At 29.6% G+C, this 19,004-nt stretch carries 13 protein-coding genes and 2 tRNA genes; 5 read left to right on the forward strand and 10 right to left on the reverse strand.

The annotated features are described in order from the left end of the window. Positions 1–57 precede the first annotated feature (57 nt). The 3 genes from Q1A15_RS06670 (at position 58) to fabG (ending at position 4,014) form a co-directional block, all read left to right on the forward strand. Entirely contained in the window at positions 58–3,039 is a 2,982-nt protein-coding gene (locus tag Q1A15_RS06670; RefSeq protein ID WP_299620721.1) for an insulinase family protein, read from the forward strand. An 11-nt stretch (positions 3,040–3,050) separates the two neighbouring features. Beyond that, entirely contained in the window at positions 3,051–3,182 is a 132-nt protein-coding gene (locus tag Q1A15_RS06675; protein ID WP_299620724.1) for a hypothetical protein, read from the forward strand. A gap of 85 nt (positions 3,183–3,267) precedes the next feature. Further along, on the forward strand, positions 3,268–4,014 hold the full coding sequence (gene fabG / locus Q1A15_RS06680) for a 3-oxoacyl-[acyl-carrier-protein] reductase (protein ID WP_299620727.1): 747 nt from the start codon (positions 3,268–3,270) through the stop codon (positions 4,012–4,014). A gap of 56 nt (positions 4,015–4,070) precedes the next feature. Here fabG and Q1A15_RS06685 read toward each other — a convergent pair whose 3' ends face one another. Genes Q1A15_RS06685 through Q1A15_RS06695 form a run of 3 tightly spaced genes read right to left on the reverse strand, consistent with a single transcriptional unit; the run spans position 4,071 to position 7,804 of the window. Further along, a complete protein-coding gene (locus tag Q1A15_RS06685) occupies positions 4,071–6,356 on the reverse strand; it encodes a TonB-dependent receptor plug domain-containing protein (RefSeq protein WP_299620730.1) in 2,286 nt (761 codons plus the stop codon). Then, complete coding sequence (locus Q1A15_RS06690; protein ID WP_299620733.1) at positions 6,340–7,236, reverse strand: FecR family protein; 897 nt, start codon at positions 7,234–7,236, stop codon at positions 6,340–6,342. Before Q1A15_RS06690 ends, Q1A15_RS06685 begins: the two co-directional genes overlap by 17 nt. Positions 7,237–7,288: 52 nt before the next feature. Then, positions 7,289–7,804: an RNA polymerase sigma factor gene (locus Q1A15_RS06695; protein WP_299620736.1), complete on the reverse strand. Its 516-nt coding sequence runs from the start codon at positions 7,802–7,804 to the stop codon at positions 7,289–7,291. Between the two features lie 181 nt (positions 7,805–7,985). Here Q1A15_RS06695 and Q1A15_RS06700 point away from each other — a divergent pair, with 181 nt between their 5' ends. Then, on the forward strand, positions 7,986–9,764 hold the full coding sequence (locus Q1A15_RS06700) for a hypothetical protein (protein WP_299620738.1): 1,779 nt from the start codon (positions 7,986–7,988) through the stop codon (positions 9,762–9,764). A gap of 223 nt (positions 9,765–9,987) precedes the next feature. Here the strand turns inward: Q1A15_RS06700 and Q1A15_RS06705 are convergent, their stop codons facing one another. From Q1A15_RS06705 to Q1A15_RS06730, 6 genes are all read right to left on the reverse strand, one after another. After that, positions 9,988–10,380, reverse strand: coding sequence for a helix-turn-helix transcriptional regulator (locus Q1A15_RS06705; protein ID WP_299620741.1), 393 nt, complete (start codon positions 10,378–10,380; stop codon positions 9,988–9,990). A 470-nt stretch (positions 10,381–10,850) separates the two neighbouring features. Next, positions 10,851–14,519 (reverse strand): phosphoribosylformylglycinamidine synthase, encoded by a 3,669-nt coding sequence (gene purL, locus Q1A15_RS06710; protein WP_299620744.1) that lies wholly within the window; start codon positions 14,517–14,519, stop codon positions 10,851–10,853. A gap of 102 nt (positions 14,520–14,621) precedes the next feature. Beyond that, on the reverse strand, positions 14,622–16,769 hold the full coding sequence (locus Q1A15_RS06715) for an endonuclease (RefSeq protein ID WP_299620747.1): 2,148 nt from the start codon (positions 16,767–16,769) through the stop codon (positions 14,622–14,624). A gap of 22 nt (positions 16,770–16,791) precedes the next feature. After that, positions 16,792–17,577 carry a carboxypeptidase-like regulatory domain-containing protein gene (locus Q1A15_RS06720; protein ID WP_299620750.1) on the reverse strand — a complete coding sequence of 262 codons (786 nt, stop codon included), beginning with the start codon at positions 17,575–17,577 and terminating at the stop codon, positions 16,792–16,794. Between the two features lie 108 nt (positions 17,578–17,685). Then, a tRNA-Leu gene (locus tag Q1A15_RS06725) sits at positions 17,686–17,772 on the reverse strand. Positions 17,773–17,810: 38 nt separating this feature from the next. After that, positions 17,811–17,883: transfer RNA gene (locus tag Q1A15_RS06730), tRNA-Lys, on the reverse strand. 108 nt (positions 17,884–17,991) lie between these two features. Here Q1A15_RS06730 and Q1A15_RS06735 point away from each other — a divergent pair. Next, the gene (locus Q1A15_RS06735) at positions 17,992–18,519 is read left to right on the forward strand and encodes a shikimate kinase (RefSeq protein ID WP_299620753.1); all 528 of its coding nucleotides are present in this window, start codon (positions 17,992–17,994) and stop codon (positions 18,517–18,519) included. Here Q1A15_RS06735 and Q1A15_RS06740 read toward each other — a convergent pair. Beyond that, the gene (locus Q1A15_RS06740) at positions 18,497–19,003 is read right to left on the reverse strand and encodes a phosphoribosyltransferase family protein (RefSeq protein WP_299620755.1); all 507 of its coding nucleotides are present in this window, start codon (positions 19,001–19,003) and stop codon (positions 18,497–18,499) included. The genes Q1A15_RS06735 and Q1A15_RS06740 overlap by 23 nt on opposite strands. Position 19,004: the final 1 nt, after the last annotated feature.

Consider the following 19,004-nt stretch of genomic DNA (forward strand, 5'->3'; position numbering starts at 1 on the left):
TTTTATCATATAAATTATTTTGTTATCCATATAATTTAATCTAAAAACCAATAAGCAATGAAAAAAATGAACAAACTCCTCGTTGCTTCAATAGTTGCCGTATTTTTTATAGGCTGTAAGGAAACATCCGATAATTCCTTAAAAACTAAAGAAGTAAAAGTAGAAAAGAAAAAAGACAGTAATGGCTTTAATTATGAGAGCTATACAAACGACCCTACAGGTTTACGATTATATACTTTAGACAATGGTTTAAAAGTATATTTAGCACAAAATTTTAAAGAACCGAAAATTCAAACATACATTCCTGTTAGAGCAGGTTCAGTTTATGATCCTTCAGATAATACTGGTTTAGCACATTATTTAGAACATATGCTATTCAAAGGAACTAGTAAAATAGGTTCTGTAGACTTTGATAAAGAAAAAGTTGAATTAAAAAAGATTTCAGATTTATATGAAAAACATAAAGCTGAAAAAGATCCAGAGAAAAAACTAGAAATTTATAAAGAAATAGATAAAGTTTCTCATGAAGCTTCTAAGTTAGTAATTGCTAACGAGTATGATAACATGATTAGCGGTTTAGGAGCTCAAGGAACTAATGCATGGACTTCAAATGAAGAAACTGTTTATACAAATAAAATTCCTGCAAATGAGTTAGATAAATGGCTAAAAGTAGAAAGTGAACGTTTCAGCGAGCTTGTATTACGTTTATTTCATACTGAATTAGAAGCTGTTTACGAAGAGTTTAATATGAATCAAGATAATGATAATTCATTAGCTTATTTCAGTATGTTAGATGGTTTATTTCCAACGCACCCATATGGTCAACATACTACGATAGGTAAATCTGAACACCTAAAAAATCCTTCTATGGAGGCAATTCATGCTTATTTTAATAAGTATTATGTACCAAACAATATGGCAATTGTACTAGTTGGAGATTTACAATTTGAAGAAACTATTAAAAAAGTTGATGCAGCTTTTGGAGGTATGAAATCTAAAGAAGTTTCTTATCCTGAAAGACCTACAGAAGCACCAATTACTAGTCCGGTTGTAAAAGAAGTTGTTGGGCCACAAGCAGCAAATGCAATGTTCTCTTTTAGAAGTAAAGGGATTGGTTCAAAAGATGAGAAATATTTGACGATTATCGATTATATTTTAAATAATAGCACTGCTGGTTTAATCGATTTAAATTTAAATCAAAAACAAAAAGTACAGAGAGCTGGAAGTAGTACAAATTTCATGAATGATTATGGAATGCATAGCTTCTTTGTAACACCTAAAAATGGTCAATCGCTTGAAGAAGCTACTAATTTAGTTTTAAGTGAAATAGAAAAAATAAAGAAAGGTGAATTTGACGCTTGGTTAATAGATGCTGTTGTTAAAAATTTCGAATTAAGTAAAATTAGACAAAATTTGAGTGCTTCATCTGTGGCTTATCAATATGTATCTTCATTTGTCCATTTTCAGGATTGGGGAGATAGAGTTAAGTTTTTAGATGAATTATCTAAAATTACTAAAGAAGATTTAGTAGCATTTGCTAATGAATTCTACAAAGATAACTACGTAGTAGTAAACAAAAAACAAGGAAAAGCAGAAGGCTTAGTAAAAGTGCCAAAACCGAAAATCACACCAAATAAATTAAATAGAGCATTAGTATCTGATTTTGTAAAAAGTGTTAACGATATCAATTCTAGTGATTTAAAATCTAAGTTTATTGATTATCAAAAAGAGATTCAAAAAAGTAAAATAGCTAACGGATTAGAAATTGAATACATCAAAAACTCTGATAATGATTTAGCCGAACTGTACATTATTTTTGATATGGGTAAAGATCATAATAAGAAATTACCTATTTCTGTTGGTTATTTAGAGTATTTAGGAACAGATAAGTATACTCCAGATGAACTTAAAAAAGAGTTTTACAAATTAGGAATCAATTATGGAGTAAGCGCAGGAGCAGAGCGTTCGTATGTTTATCTTTCTGGGTTAAGAGAGAATTTAGATAAAGGTTTGGTGTTATTAGAAGATTTATGGAGTAATGCCAAAGCTGATCAAGATACCTATAATAAATATGTAGATAAAATCGCTAAACAACGTAATGACAATAAGACAAATAAAGGCCAAATCATGTGGAATGGCCTTTGGAATTACGGTCAATATGGTGAAAATTCTCGTTTAAGAGACATTTACACTATTGAAGAATTAAATAGTTTTAAACCAGAAGATTTAGTAAGTATAGTTAAAGATTTAAAGAATTATAAGCATAGAATCTTTTACTATGGAAAAGATGTAGATGAAGCAAAAAATACACTTGAAAAAAATCATACTGTTGCAGAAACATTAAAAGATTATCCTGAAAAGAAATTGTATGAGTATGCAAAAACAGGTGATAATGTTTATTTCGTTAATTACGATATGGTTCAAGCTGAGATTTTATTTTTAGCGAAAGGAGCGGAGTTCGATCCAGAGAAAATGGCAGTTTCTACATTGTTTAATTCTTATTTTGGAAGTGGATTGTCATCGATTGTTTTTCAAGAGATTAGAGAGTCTAAATCATTAGCTTATTCTGCATTTTCTTCATACAGTAATGCATCAGAAAAAGGTAAGCCTAATTATGTATATGCTTATGTGGGAACTCAAGCAAATAAATTACCTGATGCTGTTGATGCTATGATGGGATTAATGAACGATATGCCTGAAGCAGAAAAACAATTTAAAGCGGCTAAAAAAGCAGCGCTAAAAAAGTTAGCAGCACAAAGAATTAACGATACGAATATCTTCTGGACTTATGAGTCTTTGAAAAAGAGAGGTTTTGATAATGATAATAGAGAAGAAGTTTATAAAGCAATTCAAAATTTAACAATGAAAGATTTGAAAGATTTCTTCACTAATAATATTAAAGGTCAAGATTATAACGTAATGGTTTTAGCAAATAAAAAGGATATTGATTTAAAATCTCTTTCTAAATTAGGAAAAGTAAAGGAATTAGAAGTAGATCATTTATTTAATTATGAAAAACCTAAGAAAGTAAAACTTTAAAAATCAATACGATGACATTAGGTAATTTTAAAACTACAGTAGAAATATTAAATAATAAAGAATTGAATAGTTTCTATGGAGGAGATGAAATCGACATTTGTCTTTTAATGTTAGAAACTGAACAAGAAGAAAATAGAATTTAATTTTATATAAAAAGCACTCTTTATTGAGTGCTTTTTTTCTTGATATGAGTAAATAATTTATATTTGGTGCTTTAAATTCGACCAAATGAAACTTTTAGAAAATAAAACAGCAATAGTTACGGGTGCTACCAGAGGTATAGGTAGAGGAATAGCTTTAGAATTTGCAAAACAAGGTGCTAATGTTGCATTTACGTTCAATTCTTCTGTAGATGCTGCTACATCATTAGAAAATGAATTAAAAGAGTTAGGAGTAAACGCTAAAGGATATCAATCTAACGCTGCAGAATTTGATGCAGCTCAAGAATTAGCTAAGAATGTATTAGAAGAATTCGGAAGTATCGATGTATTAGTTAACAATGCAGGAATTACAAAAGATAACTTATTAATGCGTATTTCTGAGGATGATTTTGATAAAGTAATTCAAGTAAACTTAAAATCTGTTTTCAATTTAACTAAAGCAGTAATTCGTCCGATGATGAAGCAACGTAAAGGATCTATTATCAATATGAGTTCTGTAGTTGGTTTAAAAGGAAATGCAGGTCAAGCTAATTATGCTGCTTCTAAAGCTGGTATCTTAGGTTTTTCTAAATCTGTAGCATTAGAATTAGGATCAAGAAATATTAGAAGTAACGTAGTTGCTCCAGGTTTCATTGAAACTGAAATGACAGCTAAGTTAGATGAAAAAGTAGTAGAAGGATGGAGAAATGAAATTCCTTTAAAAAGAGGAGGATCTCCTAAAGATATCGCAGATGCATGTGTGTTTTTAGCTTCTGATATGAGTGCTTACATCACAGGTCAAACTTTATCTGTTGATGGAGGTATGCTTACTTAAGAAAAAATAAAATATTTATATAAAAGCTATTAGAGATTTCTGATAGCTTTTTTTATTTAAAAGCGAACTCTAAAACTTGCATTTGGAGTAAATCCTAACGAAATATTATCAATTTGAGTTACATTTCCGTTGTCAACATCATAATAAGTATTTAAAACGTTACTACGATTTAAAATATTCCACACAGAAACACCAGCAGTTGCTTTAGCTTTTCCTATTTTAAAATTATAATTAATTGAAGAATCTAATCGTAAATAACTATTTAATCTACTGCTATTTGCAGCTTCATAATTTATATTGTTTCCATTAGGACTAATACCGTTTGGTTGGGTAAATGGTCGTCCAGAATGCCAATTAAAACCTAATGCAATATCAAAATTTTTGTAATTATAAGTCCCGTCTAAGCTAATAACATTTCTGATATCAACATTATTAGGGAAACTTTTTGAGTTATTTAGATTTTCAAAAATATAATCGTTTGTACTGTAACTGTAGCTTAACCAAGTTTTAAAGTTTTTAAACTTTTTATGAATTAATAAATCTATTCCTTTTACTTCGTAGCTACCGATATCATTTATCAATTGAAATTGATTTTGAAAACCTTGACTTCGACTACTAATATTATTTACTTTTTTATAATAGCTTTCAACGCTAACTAACCATTTATTTTTTTCATAAAATAACCCCATACCAATTTGTTGACTGGTAATAATAGGAGTACTTTCATTGGCTAACACCCATCTTCTTTTTTCGATTCCTAAGAAATCATTCTGTAAATCAATGATTTGTGATGTAGCCTGACTTTTAAAATCGGTTGTAAATTCAAATTTAAAATTCTCGTGAAATTTATAATTGAAAGCTAATCTTGGTTCAAAAGAGAAACGGTTAAACTTCTCAAAGTAATTCATTCTTAGTCCTCCTTTTATATAAAAGTTATCTCCTGAATAATTAAGTTGACTGTATAAAGAATGAGTTACTAAAACTTGCTTGATAAATCTTCTAAAAAGTGGATCGTCAACTTGTTCAAGATTACTAATAGCTATTTGTGAAAAATGATATCCATTAGACCAAGTCGTATTTGGAGATACAATTAAATCAGTATCAATCTTATATCCATTATCTTGGATTTCATTTTCTTGAATGAAACTTTGTTGATTAACAATGTTAGCATTTACCGATGATAAATTATAAAAAGTAAAATATGCTTGAGCTGTAACTTTAAAACGATCACTCCAATCTACTAAATATGTAATTCCAGAACTAATATTTTTCTGGTTTAATTCACTCATTAATTCTTCAGTACGAGATGGATTTAAAAATGATTCATTATAGGTTAAATCATTCTCTATATTTAATAGTACAAATCGTAATTGTTGTTTATCATCAATGTCCCAAATCAACTTTCCATAAATATCATAAAAACTAAAGTTTTCATCTTTTGTTACGGTACTATTGTTATTGGTTATTAATTGTAAATCAGAGTTTTGAAATGCTCTTTTGAAATATTGATCGAAAGTAGGAGTGTTAAAAAAATCGGTTGTAGATCTTCTAGTAGCTATCTGCAATTCAATGTTTTTCTTTAAAGGAATTGTACTTAAAACATCTAAATTCAATAAATTCATACCCATACCTAATTCAAATGAATTTGTTATTGTATTAGGTAATTTCATATCGATTATACTAGAGATACTTTCTCCATATTTTGCACTACTTCCTCCTTTAGAAAGTTTGATGTTATATTTTAAATGTGGATTAAAAGCAGAAATCAATCCGAAAAAATGTCCAGATTGATACATACGAATACCATCAAAAAGTATTAGGTTTTGATCGTGAGTTCCACCTCGAATATTTAAGTTAGAAATTGATTCATCGACACTTACTACACCAGGTAAAGCGTTAATAGCTTGAAGTACATCAGGTTCTATTAAACCAGGAAGTATTCCTAGTTTATTGGTTTCTAATTGTATAGATCCATCATTGTTTTTCGAAATTCCGGAAGTAAGATAACCTTGAACAGATATTTCATCTAGATTTTCAAATAAAATACTGTCTGTATTTTTATTTTTTATAATAATAAACCGCTCGTTAAGAAGTTTAAATTCTAAATTAGTTTTTAATCGTAAAACTTCAAGTACTTCTTTTAATTTTAATTTATCTTTTGGTTTTTCAATGTTGAGACTCTCTACAGTTTTATCAGCATAAGAAAAACTGACATTGTATTGTTTTTCTATATTTTTTAAAATTTCTGTAAGAGGTAATACATTTTCATTTTGAGAAGAAGTAATGAAAATGTTTATAAATAAAATTAATAATAATAGAAAAGGTTTATTGAGGATCTTCACTTTTCAAAATAATTTCATTCCCCCGAATGGTGTAATTCAAATTCAAAGGTAAAGTTATTGAATTTAAAGCTAAATCCAAGTCTTTATGATTAAATTTACCTGTGAATAATTGGCGGGTATTGATATTATTTGTTGTGAAATTAACGTTGTATTGTCTTTCAAACTCCTTAAGTACTTCAGATAGAGGTTCGCTGGTGAACTCACTTTCATTATTCAGCCAAGAAGGATTTAAATTTTTGGTATTTTCTTTGAGTAAAATTCCATTTTTAAATATATCTCCAGGAGCTAATTCTACAGTTTCATTTTTGTGTTTAACTTGTACACGTCCTTCATAACAAATTACTTTAAAATTTTCATCTCTAACTTTTACATTAAATTCTGTTCCTAAAACAGAAACATTTCCTAAAGAAGTTTTTACTGTAAACTTAGATCCTTTAGCAACTTTAAAATATGCTTCTCCTTTTAAACTAAGTTCACGTTTTTTATTCCAGTTATTCTCTTGGTAATCAATAGAACTAACAGCGTTCAACTCAACAATAGATTGATCTGGTAATTGAGTAGAAATCCTATCAGCAAAACCAGAGGTAATTGTTTTAGTTTCGTTATTAAATAAAAAGAAATATGAACCCAAAGCTATAACAAATATAGCAGCGATTTTTGTTATTATACTAAATAGATTACTAGTCGTCTTAGTTTCTTTATTTTTCGAAACTATACTATTATAGATTTCTTTTTGATTTACATCTTTGGCTTTAAATTTTTTAAGGCCTTCAGAAATCTTCATCAACTTATCATAATCTTCATGAGTCTTGAATTCTTCAAGTTCTTGAGGATTAAGATCGTAATCTAACCATTTTTTTATTAAGTCAGTTTTTTCCATGTCTATCTACAATACTATAACAAGTAGGAGTTGAAATATCCTACCTTTAAAATTATAAACCTTCAATATCTTTTCTTAATTTTTTCAAAGCACCGTAAATTCTCTTTTCAACAGCTTTAACAGAAATATTTAAAATAGCTGCAATCTCTTTAAATCTTTTTCCTTCAACTCGGTTTAACAGAAAAGCAACTCGTTGTGCTTCAGTTAAATTTTCAATTGCTTTTTCAATTTTATCTAAATACTGCTTTTCTTCTAAAACATATTCTGGAGATTCATTGGTATGTTGTTTTTGCGGAGTTTCTGCGTATCTTAATTTTACTTTTTCATGATTAACTTGATTGATCATTAAGTTATTAGCAGTGGTGTACAAAAAACTCTTAGCTTTATCTGGTGTGATTCTGTGGCAATTTTGCCACACCTTTAAAAAGGCTTCTTGTGCTTTATCTTCTGGACTTAATCTTTCGCCAAATTTGTAATACAAAAAGTTATACAAATCTTTAAAATGTTTGTCAAAAAAAGAAGCGAAGAGATTCTCGTTACAAATATTTTTATGTATCGGTTTTTCCATTAAATTATTCACATAATTTTTTTCCAAGTTATAAAAAAATGATCACGAAGGTAGGATTTTTTTTTAGTATCATGTTTTATTTTTACACGGATGGGGATATAGTGGATTTAAAATTAATTTTTTAAGATCTTTTTAATCAATTAAATAATTAATTATAATCTTGAAACATTAATCCGTAATTTTGGATACCAATATTAATGACTACAGATTCATGAATGTACATCATAGTAGGTTTGCGTTAAAAAGCACTAAGTTTTTTACTTGCGTGTTATTTATTTTGTGTTTAATTAGTTTTTCTTCTTGTCAGAAAGAAGTTATAGAGATTACAACTTCTCAAAGAGAGCAAACTTTAGTTCCTAATTCTACATTAACAACTTTAATTGTTGATGCTGTAACTTTAGATGGTTCGGTAGATAATATTATAGATAAAGCAAATTGTTTAGAGGTAAGGTTACCAGTAACAGTAACTGTAAACGGAACTAATGTTGAAATTAGAACAAAAGATGATTATGCTGTAATTGAAGAAATTTTTGATCGTTTTAATAATGATATAGATCGTTTAGATATAACATATCCTATCAAAGTTTTTACCAACGATTTTCAAGAAAAAGAAATTAGAAATGAAAGCGAACTACAAGAGCTTGTTGGTTCTTGCGGAGGAGAAAATGAAATAGATTCAGATATAGAATGTATCGATTTTATTTATCCTATTTCTATTTCTGTATTTAATACAGATTTTGATATTGTAGATTCTAAAACTATTAATAACGATGCAAATCTTTTTAATTTTTTAAAAGATTTAGATGAATCAACAATTGCGAGTATTAAATATCCGATCAGTTTAGTAAAAGCTGATGGAACCAGAATAATTGTAAATGACAATGATCAGTTAGAAAATGAAATTGAAGCTGCTAGAGATTCTTGTGATGAAGACGATGATTTTAATTTCAATGATGATGATCCAGATTATTGTAATGTTGATTTTGTGACTCAAGCTCTAGAAAGATGTATTTGGAAAATTACGGAGCATTCAACAAATCCACTTTTAGAAAATTTTAATTTACGATTCAGTAACGATTTTACGTTTACAGTTAATAGTAATGGTACAATTCAAGGTTTTGGTCAATGGTCTGTGGAAGAGTCAACTAATAGTAATGTTTTAAACTTATCATCTAACCTTTCTGATTTTAATGGAACTTGGACAATTTCTGAATGCGGAGATAGTTTTATAGAAATAAGTAATGGAATAGATACTATCAAAATGCAAAAAGAATGTCCGAATTTTGAAACAGATCAAGTTCGAGATATTTTAACCACCAATTGTAATTGGATTATAACTGACTTTGTAGATAATGGAAATACAATAACAGATCAATTCACCGATTTTAAATTTAATTTTAATTCTGATGAAACTTTTGAGTTAACAGACGGATTAAATAATATTTTTCCTGGTGATTGGGAAGTTACATCGAATCAGTTTGGCAATGTTGTTTTAAATCTTTCTTCAACATTTACTGAAATTGCTGACGAATATTTTGTTGCGAGTTTAGAAGCTGATAAAGTTTTAATCCAAAGTAATTCGGGGAAAACAATAAAATTACAAAAAGAGTGTGATCGTAATAATGGTATTGATATTGCTATTTTAAGTTGTAAATGGAAAATTTTAAAACTTGAAAAAGATATGAACGATTTAACTTCGAATTACGAGACGTATCGATTCAAATTTTTTGATGACGGAAGTTTTTTATTCTACAGCGATACTGTTAATGGGTTTGATTATTATATAGGAACTTGGTTAGTTGTAAATGACGCGAACGGAAATCAAGAATCCTTTTTATTAACATCAAATACTCTTAGTGACGATGTAGTTGGTTTCTATAACATTGTTTCATTTGAGAATGACCAATTGATTTTAGAAAGTAGTAATCACAAATTAGAAATAGAAAAAGAATGTATTTAATAATTTTTGGATACACTAAAACTTAAAATATTCTTACGTTTATAATATTCAGAACTGCACTTTTAAAAGTGCAGTTTTTTTGTTTTTTACAACTTTAGGTAATGGTATTTAAGTTACTTAAAATGAGTTTTTTAACGTCGTTATTTGAGATAAAAAAGTCTGTATTATAATACAGACTTTTTTCTCTAGGGGATTATTAAATCAGTAATTCATGAATTGGGAATTACTTGTCAAATACATCGAATGTACCGTCATTATATAACAGAATTATTTTGGAAAGAGTTTTCGGGGTAGGTTCTGAAAAATTATTACTTTTTTCTGAAACTTCAAAATTATTTCTTGAAATAGTTTCTTTTTTTTCAGCTTTTTCAATTTTTTGATTGAATAGAGAAGGACCAGTATCAATTCCTTTAGGGAAATTTCCTTTTCCATAGAGTAACCAATCTAAATCTACTTCATCAAAAGCTTGATCGATCTTAATTATAAAATCTAAACTAGGTTTATTTCTTCCAGATAACAAATGTGAAATACTAGAGCGAGGAACGTCGATTTTTTCAGCAAAACCAGATGACGTTAAATTATAGTGATCGAGAATAAGTTTTATACGTTCTATCATTTACAAATGTAAACAGTTAAAATGTGTTTACAAGTGTAAATATACAAAAATGAATGTAAATTTATATATCAACCATTAAAAACATAATTTAATAGCTTAAAAACTAATGTTTTTTACTTTAAGTAAATAGCATTAAGTATTTGATTATTAGTTTTTTATGTGTTTAAAATAGATTTGTCTTATAGTGACTTGGAAGGTGTAAAAATCTAGGTTTTTAAGGAGTTTTACAGTTGTAAATACATAATTTAAGCCTTTAAATTCATTTATTAAGACAAATTTTGGTTGAACATTAGCAATTAAAACACTTATACAACTGAAATAAACCGTAACTTATGTTAATTTACAAAAGTAAACACATTATTTTAATTGTTTTAGTTTACAATTGTAAATAAATATCATTGTTAACTTTTGTAAACAAAAAAAAGACACTTTGTATTAAAGTGCCTTTTTGTATAATGATTTTAATTTATCTATTTATTCTTATTATCTATCCATTCTCGAGCATTAATGAAAGCTTCTAACCATGGAGAAACTTCATCCTTTCTGTTTGTTGGATAATAAGGCCAATTCCATTGGAATGTTGATCTTTCGATATGTGGCATAGTAACTAAATGTCTTCCTGATTTATCTGAAAGCATTGCTACATTATAATCAGATCCATTAGGATTGTGAGGATAACCTTCATAAGCATATTTAGCTACGATATTGTATTCACTTTCATTTTTAGGTAAATTAAATTTACCTTCACCGTGTGAAATCCAAACTCCTAATGTACTTCCAGCTAAACTAGATAACATTACAGAGTTATTTTCTCCTATTTTAACAGAAGTAAATGAACTTTCGTGCTTATTAGAATCATTATGTACCATTTTTCCGTGAATATCATGATCAGGATTAATTAATTCTAATTCCATCCATAATTGACAACCGTTACAAATTCCAACAGATAACGTATCTTCTCTTTCAAAGAAGTTCTTTAGTGCTTTATTTGCTTTTTCATTGTATAAGAAAGCACCTGCCCATCCTTTAGCAGAACCTAAAACATCAGAATTAGAAAAACCTCCTACAGCACCAATGAATTGAATATCTTCTAAAGTTTCTCTACCAGAAATTAGGTCTGTCATGTGAACATCTTTCACATCAAAACCAGCCAAATACATAGCATTAGCCATTTCTCTTTCTGAATTAGAACCTTTTTCTCTAATAATTGCAGCTTTTGGTTTGCTACCATTATTATTTAATTGAGGTAATTTTCCAGTGAAATGACTTGGGAAACTATATTGTAATGGTTGATTCTTATAATTATTGTAACGATCAGTAGCTAAATTATTTGCTGTTTGCTTTTGATCTAATAAATAAGAAGTCTTATACCAAACATCTCTTAATTCACTTATAGATAAAGAGAATAAGTCTTGGTTGTTCTTAATATTAATTCTATCAGACTCGGTAACCGTTCCGATTTTAAAGAATTCTATATTATTTGCTTTAAATGTTTCTTCAATACTTGCATCTTTTCCTTGAATTACAATTCCTGAATTTTCAGCAAATAATAATTTTAAAGAATCATTTTCATTTAAACCTGACAAATCTAAATTAGCACCAGTATTTGTATTCGCAAAACATAATTCAAGTAATGTGGTAATTAAACCTCCAGAAGCAACATCGTGACCAGCAACAATTTTATCTTCCTTGATTAATTTCTGAATCGTGTTAAATACATTCTTAAAGAATGAAGTATTCTTAACATAAGGAACTTCATTACCAATTTTATTTACAATTTGGCTAAAAGAACTTCCACCTAATTTAAATTCGTCTTGAGATAAATTGATGTAATATATAGGGCCTTCGTTTTGTTGAAAAACAGGTTCTATTACTCTAGTAATATCGTTACAATTTGCTGCAGCAGAAATTACAACTGTACCAGGAGAAATTACATCTTCATTTGGGTACTTTTGTTTCATAGATAAAGAATCTTTACCGGTAGGAACATTAATACCTAAGTCAATAGCAAATTCTGAAACAGCTTTTACAGCTCTGTATAATCTCGCATCTTCACCTTCATTTTTACAAGGCCACATCCAGTTTGCAGATAAAGAAACTGATTGTAAGTTATCTTTTAAAGGTGCCCAAATAATATTTGTTAACGCTTCTGCAATAGAATTTTGACTTCCAGCTTTTGAATCAATTAAACCAGAAATAGGAGAGTGGCCAATAGAAGTTGCAATTCCTTCTTTACCTTTATAATCAAGTGCCATAACACCTACATTATTTAAAGGTATTTGTAATTCTCCAACACATTGTTGCTTAGCTACTTTACCACCAACACAACGATCTACTTTATTTGTTAACCAGTCTTTACAAGCTACCGCTTCTAATTGTAAAACTTGGTGTAAATATTCTTCAAATTTTTCGCTGCTATACGTTACTTCTTCGTAATTACGATTGATAGTTTTATCATTCATAATTGTTTTAGGAGAACTTCCAAACATATCTGATAAATCTAAATCCATTGGAGTATTACCTTTAGTTTTAGATTTAAATGTAAATCGATGATCGTTAGTTACATCACCAACAGTATACATTGGAGATCGCTCTCTTTCTGCGATTCGATTTAACACATCAGCTTTATCTTCAGGAATTACTAATCCCATTCTTTCTTGAGATTCGTTTCCTATAATTTCTTTATCAGATAAAGTAGGATCACCAACAGGTAATTTATCTAAATCAATATTTCCACCTGTATCTTCAACAAGTTCTGATAAACAGTTTAAGTGTCCACCAGCTCCATGATCATGAATAGAAACAATAAAGTTTTCTTCACTTTCAACCATTCCTCTTACTGCATTGGCAGCACGCTTTTGCATTTCTGGATTTGATCGTTGAACTGCATTTAATTCTATTCCTGAAGAAAACTCACCAGTATCAGCAGAAGAAACCGCAGCTCCTCCCATACCAATTCTATAATTTTCTCCACCTAGAATAACGATTTTATCACCTTCTTTAGGAGTATCTTTTATTGCTTGATCAGCTTTACCGTATCCAATTCCACCAGCTTGCATAATCACTTTATCAAAACCTAATTTTCTAGCATCTTCTTCATGTTCGAAAGTTAAAACAGATCCACAAATTAGTGGCTGACCGAATTTATTTCCGAAATCAGACGCTCCATTAGAAGCTTTTATTAAAATATCAATTGGTGTTTGGTATAACCATTTACGCTCATCCATAGCTTTTTCCCATGGACGATTTTCTTCTAAACGAGAGTAGGAAGTCATGTAAACAGCTGTACCTGCTAAAGGTAAAGAACCTTTTCCGCCAGCTAAACGATCTCTAATTTCTCCACCAGAACCTGTAGCAGCTCCGTTAAAAGGTTCCACTGTTGTTGGGAAATTATGAGTTTCTGCTTTTAATGAAATAACAGATTCAAAATCTTTAGTTTCATAATAGTCAGGTTTATCAGCAGTCTTAGGAGCAAATTGTTCTACTTTAGGACCTTTAATAAACGCTACATTATCTTTATAAGCTGAAACAATATCATTCGGATTTTGTTTCGAAGTTTCTTTAATTAATTTGAATAGAGAAGTAGGTTGCTCTTCGCCATCAATAACAAATGTACCGTTAAAGATTTTATGTCTACAGTGTTCTGAATTTACTTGAGAGAATCCAAATACTTCAGAATCTGTTAGTTTTCTACCAATTCTTGCTGAAACTTCATTCAAATAATCAATTTCTTCATTACTTAAAGCTAAACCTTCTTGCTCGTTGTAAGCAGCAATATCTTCAATTTCGATAATTGGTTCAGGAGTAATATCAATGGTGTACGTTTCTTGATCTAATTTTTCAAACTTTTGAGAAATCATAGGATCAAACTCAGAAAAATCAGCGTCAATAGCATTGAATTCTTCAATTCTAATGATGTCTTCGATTCCCATATTTTGAGTAATTTCAACTGCATTTGTACTCCAAGGAGTTATCATAGCTGCTCTTGGCCCAACAAAAAAGGCGTCAATAGACGCCGCGTTTATTTTTGGTTGATTACCAAATAACCAAGTTAGTTTAGATATTGTTTCAGATGTTAATTCTTCTGTTGTTTGAACAGCAAATACCTTACTGTTTGTGTTTCCAAAGAAATGAATCATTATGTTAAGTTGTGTTTACGTGTTGTTATAAGGGTGTAAATTTAATTCTTTTGAATGAAATAGAAGCATAAAAAAAGCGGCAAAATTTTGCCGCTTTAATTTTTACTTGACTAGTATTTTTTGGAGTTTGTTTCCGAAGTCACTATTTATTTTCAAGAAGTAAATTCCTGTTTCTATATTTTCAATAAGAATTGTATTCTGATTTAAATTTTTAGTTGTTGTGTAAACTTCTTTACCTTCAATAGAAAATACGCTAACTTTATTAATTATAGCATTTCCTCCATTTTGAATTTTGATAATTCCGTTAACAGCTGGATTAGGATATGCTTTAATTTGATTTAGCACTTCATCATTAATGCTAGCTGTTGCAGTATTATGTACTCCTATATTTTCTACATTATCTCTTGCGAATTCTTCCCATTCATTAACTAAATCGAAAGTTGTATTTGGGTTTACCACAGTTAACTTTCTACGTAAAGTTCTGTCTTTTGCAAAATTTCCTGAACCACCATTGAATACTCCAATGATATCAATTAAAACATCATTTTTAAATAACCCAATAGGATCATTTCCATTAAAATTGATTGGTTCTCCATTGTTTGTTGCGCTAGAGTTAGGATGAACTAAATCTGCTTCATCAATTAATTTCTGTAACCCAGCACTTCCGTTAATAATTACATAAACATCGCCAGAAGCAATAGTTCCAGAAAGGTTAAGGGGAGCAGACCATGAAGATCCACCATTTCCGTTTCTTCTAATACTATATCCAGATAAATTTACTGGACTTGAAGTAACATTTGCAATTTCTAAAGCTTTATTATTACTAGAACCTTCAACATATTCTGAGAAAAATAACTCATTTGCACTAGATGTTCCTCCGTCTGTAGTTGCCCCACTGACAGGTGTGCTTAAAGGTGAAGTATTTCCAACTGCGTCTTTTGCTAAAATTCTAACACTATAAGTTGTAGAAGCTACAAGTCCAGTTGCAGTATATTCTGTGTTTGTAGAAGTTCCATCTAAATTTCCACTGATATAAATTTCATAAACAGTTACCGCAGTGTTATCTGTAGAAGCTGTCCAAGTAACTTTAAAAGTAGTATCCGTTTCATTACTAACTACAACATTTGATGGAGTAGTAGGAGCTTCAGTATCTTCTAATGTTTTTGGTGTTATTGCTGTAGTTTGAGCAGACTCGTTTCCAACAGCATCTTTTGCTAAAACTGTAATTGAGTATGTTGTGTTAGAATTTAAATTATCTAAAGTAATACTTGTGCTAGTTGTGTTTGTGGAAAGATTTCCGTCAACAAAAACGTCATAACTTGTTACGGCAACATTATCTGTAGCAGCTGTCCAAGAAACATCTATAGAGGAAGTAGTAATGTTACTTGCCATTAAATTGGTTGGAACTGTTGGTGCTTCAGTATCTGAGCTAGAATAAATTCCCCAAATATCTTCAGCATTTGGTCCACCCCAAATTCTTGTTGCTAATCTAGGATTATCGATAAAAGGATTTCTATTACCTTGCGCATACGTGTTAGATGTATTTTCATGGAAAGTATTTCTTTGTCTCTCGATATCAGAAACAGGATCTTCAGCATTCCATTGTAAGAATAAATCAATCATATCATCTGGCGTTGCTGATGAATCTCCAACACCAACCTGAGTTGGTTTACATTGATCACCGTATCTAAGATACATGTACATAATAATTCTTGCCACGTCACCTTTCCATTCATCACCAGGATACCAACCATCCGTTACGGCTCCAGAATTACCAGATCCTGTAGCAAATCTTTTATTACCTCTAGAAGAGTTAATTTGTGTGTCAGATGGACGTAAATTGTGTGCGTCTGCATATGGTGGTCCATTAGTTCCTGCAGCATCTAAATCAGGATTTCCTAGAGAATTTGCGTAAACATGTTCACGATTCCATTCTCCATTACTTCCTCCATTATCGTTAATGCCTCTAGTTCTAGAAGTAGTACCAGTTGTACTATAACCATAAATCAATAAAACTTCAGAACTATTCGCAGGATTTACATCAGTAGCTCTCGAAGCTTCCCAGATTCCTGGAGTATAATCTAAAGCATTTGTATGTGTATTAATAATTTTTACTGCTAAAGCATTTTTTAAAGTTACTCCTGTTAAGTTGAGATCAACGTCACTATAATAACTTTGCTGAGCGAAAAAAGGTTTTGTTACTAAAAAGAATAACAAAAGAAAAATTGCAAAAGGTAATTTTTTTGCCATGTATAACTATTTATTTTGAATTTTAATTTTTCCTAGGAATTCGATCCCTTTCTATTTTTCCTTTTTTAATAGCTTTATAGTTTTCATAACAATTTAAAACAGCTTCAATAAGTTGAAGATCACTTGCTTTTTTTATAAAATATTCAGAATAATTACAATCAGTTAATAATTTAGATAATTGTTGTTTATCCATTTCCAAATATTCCATCATAACTTCACGATCAAATTTACCAGCAAGCATTTTACGTAAATCATCTTCCTTTTTAAGTTTTTGAAGTTTTTTAAGCTGTCTTGGTTTTTTTCCGAAGAGATTGTAGACGAGATCTACAGGGTTGAGAAGTTTTGCAATAGGTGAGGAGATCTTTTGTGGTCTTCCTACTTCATATGTTTGTGGTAATCCATTTAAATGAATTCTTGTAAATCGATCTTTAGGTACTTGTTTAATATCTACTTCTAGTACTCCAATTAATTTCGTAGATTTTATAACTACTTCTTTTACTTCTTCAGGTTTTTCATTCAAAGCAATCTCTAATTCATTACCTTTTAATAAATCGTTAGTTACTTTTAATTTAATAGATTCAAAACCTAAATAAGATACAAGTACAGTATCATTAGCTTTAGCAGTTATCTCAAATAAACCATCTTCATTGGTAATAGTTCCAATTACAGTGTTAAGATTTAAAATATGTGAAGCGCTAAGAGGTTTTTTTGTTACTGAATGAATTACTTGTCCTTTTAATTTCTTTTCCTGAGAAAAAGAGATAGAAACAGTAAATACTAGTACTAATAAGTATAATTTTTTAAGCATAGTGCAATAATACGGAATATTTGTGGTGATGTTAGTCAATTATACGTTAAAGAACTTTCAAAAAATATACCATAAAAAAACGTTTCTTAGTTAGAAACGTTAATCTTTTGGTGCGCATAAGAAGATTCGAACTTCCACATTCATATGAATACTGCCCCCTCAAGGCAGCGCGTCTACCAATTCCGCCATATGCGCTTTAAACAAAAAAAGTTAAGCGAATGCTTAACTTTTTGTGACCGGGCTGGGGCTCGAACCCAGGACCCTCTCCTTAAAAGGGAGATGCTCTACCAACTGAGCTACCCGGTCAATTTCTTTCCTTGCGAAAAGCGAGTGCAAATATACAAGATCTATTTAATTCTAAAAAACTTTTTTTATGTTTTTTTTCGGATATTTGTAATGAATAAATTTAGTACAATGAAAATTACACTGTTAGGGTATATGGGAAGTGGGAAAACAACAATTGGGAAACAACTTTCTGAACAGCAAAAAATACCTTTTATAGATTTAGATCACTATATAGAAGAAAAAATAGGGAAGTCCGTTTCTGATATTTTTGATCAAGATGGTGAAATATTCTTCAGATTAAAAGAGCATGAATATTTAAAAGAGCTATTAGAAAAAGATGAAAGTTTTGTGCTTTCATTAGGAGGAGGAACACCTTGTTATGCTGGTAATATGGATGTAATTGTAAATAAAGAGAATGTTACCTCTGTTTACTTAAGAACATCGATTGATACAATTGTGGAGAGATTAGAGCAAGAAAAAGACTCTAGACCACTTGTGGCTAAATTAAATAAAGAAGAACTTCATGAGTTTGTTGCAAAGCATCTATTTGAAAGAAGTTTCTTTTATGAAAAAGCAAGTCAGAAAGTAGTGACGTCGAATAAAACTGTTGCTGAAATAGTTTCAGAAATAGAAGCTATTCTTCCAAATAAGCAATAATATCATCATTCTCAAATTCAACAACTACATGTTCTTTGATAGATGTTGATAACGATATTCCTTTAAAATCTGCTTTAATTGGATATTTTTTATGATTTCTATTAACTAATACTGCAGTTTTAAACTTTTTCAAAGGAACATCTAAGAAATGTTTTACTGCATAAATAAGTGTTGTACCTGAATGTAAAACATCATCAACTAAAACAATGGATTTATTGGTGTATTCTTCAGGTGCAATATCTGTTGTAATTTCTTCTAACGGTTTTTTCTTGTCAATAAGAACTTTACAAAGTTTAATATCAAGATTCGAAATATTACGAAGTTCTGTTACAATTTTTTCAGCTAATTTATATCCATTATTGGCGATACCAGCTATAACAATTTCATCTTCTAAATAATTTACTTCGTATATCTGATAGGCGATACGTTTAATTTTCTGATGAATTTGCGTATTATTTAATATAATATTAGTTGTCTCGATCATA

Source organism: uncultured Tenacibaculum sp. (assembly GCF_947495995.1).
Lineage (GTDB): Bacteria > Bacteroidota > Bacteroidia > Flavobacteriales > Flavobacteriaceae > Polaribacter.

Excerpts from the sequence above, each read along its gene's own strand:
- Q1A15_RS06670 (WP_299620721.1), top strand. The coding sequence starts at position 58 with ATGAAAAAAATGAACAAACTCCTCGTTGCTTCAATAGTTGCCGTATTT.
- Q1A15_RS06675 (WP_299620724.1), top strand. The coding sequence starts at position 3,051 with ATGACATTAGGTAATTTTAAAACTACAGTAGAAATATTAAATAATAAA.
- fabG (WP_299620727.1), top strand. The coding sequence starts at position 3,268 with ATGAAACTTTTAGAAAATAAAACAGCAATAGTTACGGGTGCTACCAGA.
- Q1A15_RS06690 (WP_299620733.1), bottom strand. The coding sequence starts at position 7,236 with ATGGAAAAAACTGACTTAATAAAAAAATGGTTAGATTACGATCTTAAT.
- Q1A15_RS06695 (WP_299620736.1), bottom strand. The coding sequence starts at position 7,804 with ATGGAAAAACCGATACATAAAAATATTTGTAACGAGAATCTCTTCGCT.
- Q1A15_RS06705 (WP_299620741.1), bottom strand. The coding sequence starts at position 10,380 with ATGATAGAACGTATAAAACTTATTCTCGATCACTATAATTTAACGTCA.
- purL (WP_299620744.1), bottom strand. The coding sequence starts at position 14,519 with ATGATTCATTTCTTTGGAAACACAAACAGTAAGGTATTTGCTGTTCAA.
- Q1A15_RS06715 (WP_299620747.1), bottom strand. The coding sequence starts at position 16,769 with ATGGCAAAAAAATTACCTTTTGCAATTTTTCTTTTGTTATTCTTTTTA.
- Q1A15_RS06720 (WP_299620750.1), bottom strand. The coding sequence starts at position 17,577 with ATGCTTAAAAAATTATACTTATTAGTACTAGTATTTACTGTTTCTATC.
- Q1A15_RS06735 (WP_299620753.1), top strand. The coding sequence starts at position 17,992 with ATGAAAATTACACTGTTAGGGTATATGGGAAGTGGGAAAACAACAATT.
- Q1A15_RS06740 (WP_299620755.1), bottom strand. The coding sequence starts at position 19,003 with ATGATCGAGACAACTAATATTATATTAAATAATACGCAAATTCATCAG.